This is a genomic window from Streptomyces sp. MnatMP-M17 (assembly GCF_900091995.1).
Taxonomy (GTDB): domain Bacteria; phylum Actinomycetota; class Actinomycetes; order Streptomycetales; family Streptomycetaceae; genus Streptomyces.
Genome location: NZ_FMDK01000115.1, coordinates 1 through 7,270, shown reverse-complemented (window position 1 = coordinate 7,270; position 7,270 = coordinate 1). Strand labels below are relative to the sequence as shown.

Genomic DNA, 7,270 nt, shown 5'->3' with positions numbered 1-7,270 from the left:
GGGCGTGGCCGCGCGGACGCTGCCGGGCGCGCAGGCTCTGGCGTCGGCCGCCCGCCGTGGCGGAATCCGTGTGGTACTGGCCAGTGACCGGGCCGATCCGGCGCTGGGCTTCGTCGACGCGGTCGTGCCCGCGGGCGGCCGTCTCGTGGCGTCCGTACGAGGGCTCCAGGCCGATGGCGCGGTGGTGCTCCTCGTATCGGACAACCGCCCGGCCCTGGGCGCCTCGGACTGCGGGCTGGGCGTGTACCGCGAGGAGGATCCGCCGGCCTGGGGCGCCGACCTGCTGATCGGTACGGACCTGGAGTCGGCCGCGCTGATCCTGGCCGGTGTGGGCACGGCCCGTCAGGTCGACCGGGACAGCGGCGTGCTGGCCGCGGGCGGCAGCGGAGTCGGCGCGGTCGCGGCCTTGCAGGCACCTCCCGCGCAGGCGTGCGCCCGTGGCCAGGCCGCGAGCAACTCCGCGGGCGCGATCGCCTTCGGTTTGGGCGTCTGGCGCGCCCGGCAGCTCCTGTCCCGGCCGGTCACCCCGGCCGTGTCCACCGTCCCCTGGCATCTGATGCCCACGGCGCTGGTACTGGACAGGCTCGGCACGAGCGTCGAAGGCCTGTCCTCGGCGGAGGCCGCGGCCCGGGCCAAGGGCTCGTCGGGAGCGAACGAGCCGCTGCACAGCAGCCTTCCGTCGGCGTTCATCGACGAGCTGGCCAATCCGCTGACGCCCGTGCTCGCGGCCGGTGCGGCGCTGGCCGCCGCGGTGGGCTCGCGTACGGACGCGGCGCTCGTGGCCGCGATCACCGCGACCTCGGCCCTGGTCGGCGGCGTCCAGCGGGTACGGACCGAGCGCGCCCTGGCCGAGCTGACCGCACGCTCCGCGATCGGCACACGGGTGCGCCGGGCGGGCGCCGAGCGGCTGGTCACGGCCGAGGACCTGGTGCCCGGCGATGTCATCGTGCTGCGGCCGGAGGACGTGGTTCCCGCCGACTGCCGGCTGCTCACGGCCGAGGGCCTCGACGTGGACGAGTCCTCGCTGACCGGTGAGTCCCTTCCCGTCGCCAAGGACCCGGCGCCCGCGTTCGCCTCACAGATCACCGAGCGGACCTCGATGCTCTACGAGGGCACCACCGTCTCCGCGGGCCGGGCCACCGCGGTCGTCGTGGCGACCGGCCCGGCCACCGAGGTCGGACGCAGCATCGCCACCGCCCGCCAGGCCGCTCCGGTGACCGGCGTAGAAGCCCGGCTGACCTCGCTGACCAAGGCCGGCCTGCCGGTCGCGTTCGCCTCCGCCGCCGCGGTGGCCGGAGCCGGACTGCTGCACGGCCGGCGCCTGACCGACGGCCTGGCCTCGGCCGTGAATCTGGCCGTCGCCTCCGTCCCGGAAGGGCTGCCGTTCCTGGCCAACGCCGCCCAACTGGCCGCCGCCAGACGCCTGGCCGACCATGGCGCGCTGGTGCGCAACCCACGTACGATCGAAGCCCTCGGCCGCGCCGACGTGCTGTGCTTCGACAAGACCGGCACCCTGACCGACGGCAATCTTCAGCTCTCCGCCGTCAGCGACGGCCGGCGGTCGCTTCCCGTCGAGCGGCTGCCCGCACCGCACAAAGAGATCCTCGCCGCCGCGCTGCGTGCCACTCCGCCCGCCCGGCAGGCCGAGCCCATGGCCCATCAGACCGACCGCGCGGTGGCGGCGGGCGCCCGCAGGGCCCGGGTGTCCGTCAACCGTGGCGCGCCACGCTGGCGGCGTACCGACACCTTGCCCTTCGACCCGTGCCGCGCCTACCACGCCACGGCAGGGCGTACGTCCACAGCAGGGCGTACGCCGCACGGCCTGCTGCTGAGCGTCAAGGGCGCACCGGAGAACATTCTGGAGCGCTGCCACTTCCTGCGCACCGACGGCCGGCCGATCCCGCTCGACGGCGCGGTGCGCAAAGAACTCGAAGCCACCATCGAGGAGTTGGCGAGCGCGGGCCGTCGCGTGCTCGCCGTGGCCGAACGGACGCTGCCGCCGGACGAGGACCTCTCCGACGAGGCCGTGGACGGGCTGGTCTTCCTTGGCTTCGTCATCCTGGCCGACCAGGTACGCACCGGAGCGGCCCCGGCCACCGCCCGGCTGCGCCAGGCCGGAGTGCAGACGGTGATGCTCACCGGCGACCATCCCGCCACCGCCGACGCCATCGCGGCCCGTGTCCTCGGTGCGGAGCACCGGACCGTCTGCACCGGGCCCGAGCTGGACGAGCTCGACGACGGTCAACTCGACGCCCTGCTGCCGACGGTGGACGTCATCGCCCGGTGCGGCCCGCACCACAAGGTCCGTATCGTCCATGCCTACCAACGCCTCGGCAAGGTCGTGGCGATGACCGGTGACGGCGCCAACGACGCGCCCGCCATCCGGCTCGCCGATGTCGGCATCGCGCTCGGCCAGCGCGGCACTCCGGCCGCCACCGCCGCGGCCGACCTGGTCATCGGCGACGACCGGCTGGAGACCATCGTCACCGCTCTGACCGAGGGCCGCGCCATGTGGACCTCGGTGAGAACCGCGCTCGCCATCCTCATCGGCGGCAACCTCGGCGAAGTCGCCTTCAGCGTGCTGGCCTCGGCGCTCACCGGCGCCGCGCCGCTGAGCGCCCGCCAGATCATGCTCGTCAACCTGCTGACCGATCTCGCTCCCGCGCTCGCCATCGCCGTACGCCGGCCCGGCGAGGACACCGGGGAGCAGTTGCTCCAGGAGGGCCCTCAGCGGTCCCTGGGCACCGCGCTCACCCAGGAGATGATGCTGCGCGGTATCACCACCACCCTGGGCGCGGGCCTCGCCTGGGGCGCCGCCCGTCTCACCGGCACCAGACGCCGGGCCGGTACGATCGGGCTCGCCTCCGTCGTGGGCACCCAGCTCGCGCAGACCCTCACCAGCGGTGTGGACCGTAACGTACTCACCGCGGCGCTCGGCTCGGCGGCCGTACTGGTGGGCATCATCCAGACTCCGGGCATCAGCCACTTCTTCGGCTGCACACCGCTCGGCCCGATCGCCTGGGGCATCACCCTCGCATCGATCACCACGGCCTCGCTTCTGCATTCGGCTCTGCCTCCGCTGGCCCAACTCCTGGCGAACACCGGCTGGTTGTCCTCAACGGCCGGGAAGGAACCACAGGGCACGACAGGCCCGGCATCGCCCAGACCGTTCGAAGCCGCGCTGGCTCCGTTGGAACAGTTCCTCCGCGCCGTCCACCTCATGGAGATCCCGCAACCGGCGGAATGAGTCCGTGGCGGTGCCGAGGCTGTCCGCCGATGATCAGGAGGAGGCCGGAGATGACCAGGCTTGCTTCGACGAGGGCGATGAAGACGGGAACCGGGAGCCGGTCGACGATCTTCTTGCCGGTCCACGCACCGGCGGTGGAGGCGGGCGCGAGGGCCGGTCCGGTCAGGGCGTTGCCGGTGGTCAGGACGGCGGCGGCGCCGAAGACGGCGAGTTTGACGAGGTGCATGACGGCGGTGCTGGTGCGCGAGGTGCTGTCGCGCACCAGCACCCTCTCATTTACGCTCCGACCGTGGCGGGAGTGGTCACGGTGAGATTGCCGCCGCGGGCCAGGGCGGCGACCGCGGTCGCGCATCCCGCCCCGACCAGAGCGAGGATCATCCACGGCAGCGCGGCGAAATCGGTGTGGCGGCCGAGGTCGAGGAGCGCGCCGGTGGCCAGATTCCCGACGGTGATACCGATTCCGCAGACGGTGTTGTAGAGGCCGTAGTGGGTGGCGACCCACCGGCCGCCGGAGAGGGCGACGATGGTGTCCATCTCGAACGGATAGAGCACGGCGGTCGCCGCCGCGAGCAGACCGGCGCAGGCCACCAGCGGCACCATGGCCAGAACGGCTCCCCAACTACTGTGTGCCGGAAGGGCACTTGCGGTGAGAGCCGGCGGCAGAAAAGCCACGGCCATGAGTGTGAGTCCGGCGACGAGACAGCGATGCGGTGTCCAGGTGCGTTTGCACCAGGCGGTGATGCGCATCTGTCCGGCGAGTGCGACCAGACCGGAGACGACGAACAGCACGCTGGTCGCCGCAGTGCCGTACGTACCGTCGCCGACCAGGCGTTTCGTCTCCAGTGGCAGCGCGAGGTAGATCTGGAAGGACAGGACGTACGAGCCGGTCATGGCGGCGGCGAACAGCCAGAAGGGCCGGTTGCGCAACACTGTGCCCGCCTGCTCCCGCCATGTCGTCTCTTCTCTGCCCGCGGTCCTTTCCCGTGCGGGAAGTCGCCGTAGTTGCAGCAGAGTCAGCGCCGCGAAGAGCGCCGCTGCCACCACGCAGGTGACCGGGAAGGCCACGGCGGTCAGTGCCAGTCCGATCAGCGGACCGAGCAGAACTCCGGCCTGGTAGAAGACATTGAAGAGGGCGAACGCCTCGACGCGACGTTCACCCGCCTCGGCGGCGAGATACGCGCGGACGGCGGGATTGAACAGGGCGCCGGCCAGACCGGTGGCGGCCGAGGCCGCCAGCAGGCCCGGCAGAGTGTCGGCTACGGCGAGTGCGGCGAAACCGGCCGTACGCAGCGCGCATCCCGCGATGATCAGCGGCCGGTGGCCGAGCCGGTCGGCGAGCATTCCGCCGATGAGGAACATGCCCTGCTGGGAGAGGTTGCGCATGCCCAGGATCAGGCCGACGGCCCAGGTGCTCAGAGCCAGGGTGCCCGAGAGGTGGGCGGCCAGATAGGGCATCAGCATGTAGAAGCCGAGGTTGATGGTGAGCTGGTTCACCATCAGCAGCTGAACCGTTCCGTCGAAAGAACGGGCTTGCCTCCAGAGGGAGTTCACAGCTCGGCCCCTGCCACTGTTGTCGTGGTGGCGGACAGTGGATCGGTGACCGTGGTGCAGCGCGTCCATCGGGACACTTCCGCCTCGTCGGGCCGGGAGATCACCCCCGGGCCGGTGGGTTCTGCCGCGAGCAGAAGGCCGTTGGTCCGGCAGTAGTCGTCGTTGAAGACGGTGTCGAAGTAGCGGTGCGGTCCGTCGGGGAAGACGGCGGCGATCCGGGTTCCTTCGGGTTGTGTACGGGCCAGCCAGCCGGCGACCAGGGCGACCGCGCCCACGCTCCAGCCGCCGGTGGCGAACTGCCGGGCGGCCAGGCGTCGTGCGGACCAGACGGCCTCGGCGGGCGCGACCCAGTGGACTTCGCTGAAGGCGCGGTAGTCGACGTTGCGTGGATAGATGGAGGAGCCCAGCCCGCGCATCAGCCGGGCCCGGGCGGGCTGGCCGAAGATGGTGGATCCGACCGTGTCGACTCCGACGAGCCGTAGAGCGGGCATGCGCGTGCGCAGGGCGCGGGCGATGCCGGCGGAGTGGCCGCCGGTGCCGACCGCGCACACCAGTACGTCGATACGCTGCAACTGGTCGGCGAGTTCGCCGGCGAGTCCGGCGTACGCGGCCACGTTGTCGGGATTGTGGTACTGATCCGGGCACCACGCGCCCGGGTACGCGGCCATCAGTTCGGCGACCTTGTGGCGGCGCGCCTCCTGCCAGCCGCCATCGGGATGTGGCCGGTCGACGGTGTACAGAGTGGCTCCGTGGGCGGTGAGCATCCGCTCCACGATCGGCTCCATGCCCGGATCGGTGACCAGATGTACGGGATGCCCGTACAGCACACCGGCCAGGGCGAGGCCGAGGCCCAGAGTGCCGGAGGTCGACTCCACGATCGGGGCAGCGGGACGCAGATCTCCGCGCTCGAGGGCCCGGGCGACCATGTACAGGGCGGCGCGGTCCTTGATACCGCCGGGATTGAAGCCTTCGAGTTTCGCCCAGAATCCGTCGGGCGCGGTGGCGAACGGTTCGTCCACCCACAGCACGGGCGTATTGCCGACAGCGCCCAGCACACTGCGAGGTGAGGAGAACGGCCGTACGGGCAGAGGTAGTTCAGTCATCGTGCGGTTGGTGTCCTTCGTACGATCCAGGGCACACCGCGGCAACGCGCCTGCTGACGGAGGGACGCACCGCGGCCCCGGGAGAGGAGCGATCGAGGCCGTCAGGCTGCTCGTCGGTCGGCAGTACATCGCCGTACACCGGAGCAGCCGGGCCCGATCACGTCCTGGACACACACCCCTGACTCAGCACCTCACGCCCTCCCACGGCGGGCGGCCCGCGCCTCGGCGTACCGGTGCGCAGGGACGATTCGGTCACTGCCGGACCGTCACCGACCGCTGCGGGAAGTTCCTGAAGCGGCCGGCGTTGATCCACCTGGGCGGCGAGATGGTGTTCGACTCCCGGAGCGCAGGAAGGATCCGGATCGGCAAACCCTGACGAAGGCTCCGAGACCAAGACATCCGAGATATCCGAGACGGCTGAGACATCCGAGACGGCCGAGATGTCCGAGAGGGCCGGGCGGTCGGGACGGGAATCGAGCAGCCGGTGATGCCCGCCGCTGTCGCAGACACTGATCAACAGGGCAGCCAGAGCCGCCAGCAGCAGGGCGACCACCCAGCTGCCGTGCTCACGCAACCATCCCGCATGACTTCGCACAGTGACGCGAACGCTACCGTGCGTCGAAGGTGATACGGGTATGAGAGACCGCCGAACGGGTGAGGGAGGGACTGATGCCCCGCCGTAACGCCCGGATCCCGTACGCATCCGACACCGGTGTGCGTACGGGATCCGGCTCGCTCATGCCTCCGAGGCCAGGACCGCGGCGCGTGTACCGGCCGCCGCGCGCACACCCCGGCGGATGAGCAGCGCGAGGAAGAACGCCACGACGCAGCAGATCCCGATGAGGACGAAGACCCGCATATACGTGCCGCGGGTGCTGAAGTGCGTGCCGGACCTGCCGCCCCGGCGGTCCTCGCGTTCAGGCGCGGAGCGTCGGCGGCGCCCGGACTGGGCAGACAAGGAGCGAACATGTCACTGCAAGGGAAGGTCGCGGTCGTCACCGGCGGCGCGCGTGGAATCGGGAGGGCGATCGCGATCGTGCTCGCGGACCGTGGCGCGGCGGTGTCCGTCTGGGACCTCACCAGGGCGCTGGCGATCGAGTACGCGGACAAGGGCATCACCGTCAACCACGTCCCGCCGGGCTTCATCGACACGCCACTGGTGCGCGAAGGTCCGGTTGATGTGGAGGCGGCGGTGGCCACCATGCCGATGAAACGGGCCGGCCTGCCGGAGGACGCCGCCTACGCGGTCGCGTATCTCGCCTCCGAGGAAGCCGGCTATGTGACCGGTCAGACACTCAGTACGAACGGCGGGCGCTACCTGGCGTGAGCCCGCACCGCCGTTCCGGACACCCATCGTCCCGGACACTCC

The 7,270-nt window shown here is 71.2% G+C and carries 6 protein-coding genes; 2 read left to right on the top strand and 4 right to left on the bottom strand.

Features of this window, described 5'->3' with window-relative positions:
* The coding region (locus GA0115259_RS06350; RefSeq protein ID WP_093592089.1) for a cation-translocating P-type ATPase at positions 1 to 3,247 on the top strand (3,247 nt) is incomplete at its 5' end.
* Here the strand turns inward: GA0115259_RS06350 and GA0115259_RS06345 are convergent.
* From GA0115259_RS06345 to GA0115259_RS39550, 4 genes are all read right to left on the bottom strand, one after another.
* Positions 3,219 to 3,509, bottom strand: a complete 291-nt coding sequence (locus tag GA0115259_RS06345; protein ID WP_176732451.1) for a hypothetical protein — start codon at positions 3,507 to 3,509, stop codon at positions 3,219 to 3,221. The two genes, GA0115259_RS06350 and GA0115259_RS06345, sit on opposite strands and share 29 nt — an antisense overlap.
* Positions 3,510 to 3,523: 14 nt before the next feature.
* The gene (locus tag GA0115259_RS06340; RefSeq protein WP_237539810.1) at positions 3,524 to 4,744 is read right to left on the bottom strand and encodes an MFS transporter; all 1,221 of its coding nucleotides are present in this window, start codon (positions 4,742 to 4,744) and stop codon (positions 3,524 to 3,526) included.
* Between the two features lie 50 nt (positions 4,745 to 4,794).
* Positions 4,795 to 5,901, bottom strand: a complete 1,107-nt coding sequence (locus GA0115259_RS06335) for a PLP-dependent cysteine synthase family protein (protein WP_093592083.1) — start codon at positions 5,899 to 5,901, stop codon at positions 4,795 to 4,797.
* A gap of 736 nt (positions 5,902 to 6,637) precedes the next feature.
* The gene (locus tag GA0115259_RS39550) at positions 6,638 to 6,859 is read right to left on the bottom strand and encodes a hypothetical protein (RefSeq protein WP_141716468.1); all 222 of its coding nucleotides are present in this window, start codon (positions 6,857 to 6,859) and stop codon (positions 6,638 to 6,640) included.
* A gap of 9 nt (positions 6,860 to 6,868) precedes the next feature.
* Here GA0115259_RS39550 and GA0115259_RS06325 point away from each other — a divergent pair, with 9 nt between their 5' ends.
* Complete coding sequence (locus tag GA0115259_RS06325; RefSeq protein ID WP_093592077.1) at positions 6,869 to 7,228, top strand: SDR family oxidoreductase; 360 nt, start codon at positions 6,869 to 6,871, stop codon at positions 7,226 to 7,228.
* Positions 7,229 to 7,270: the final 42 nt, after the last annotated feature.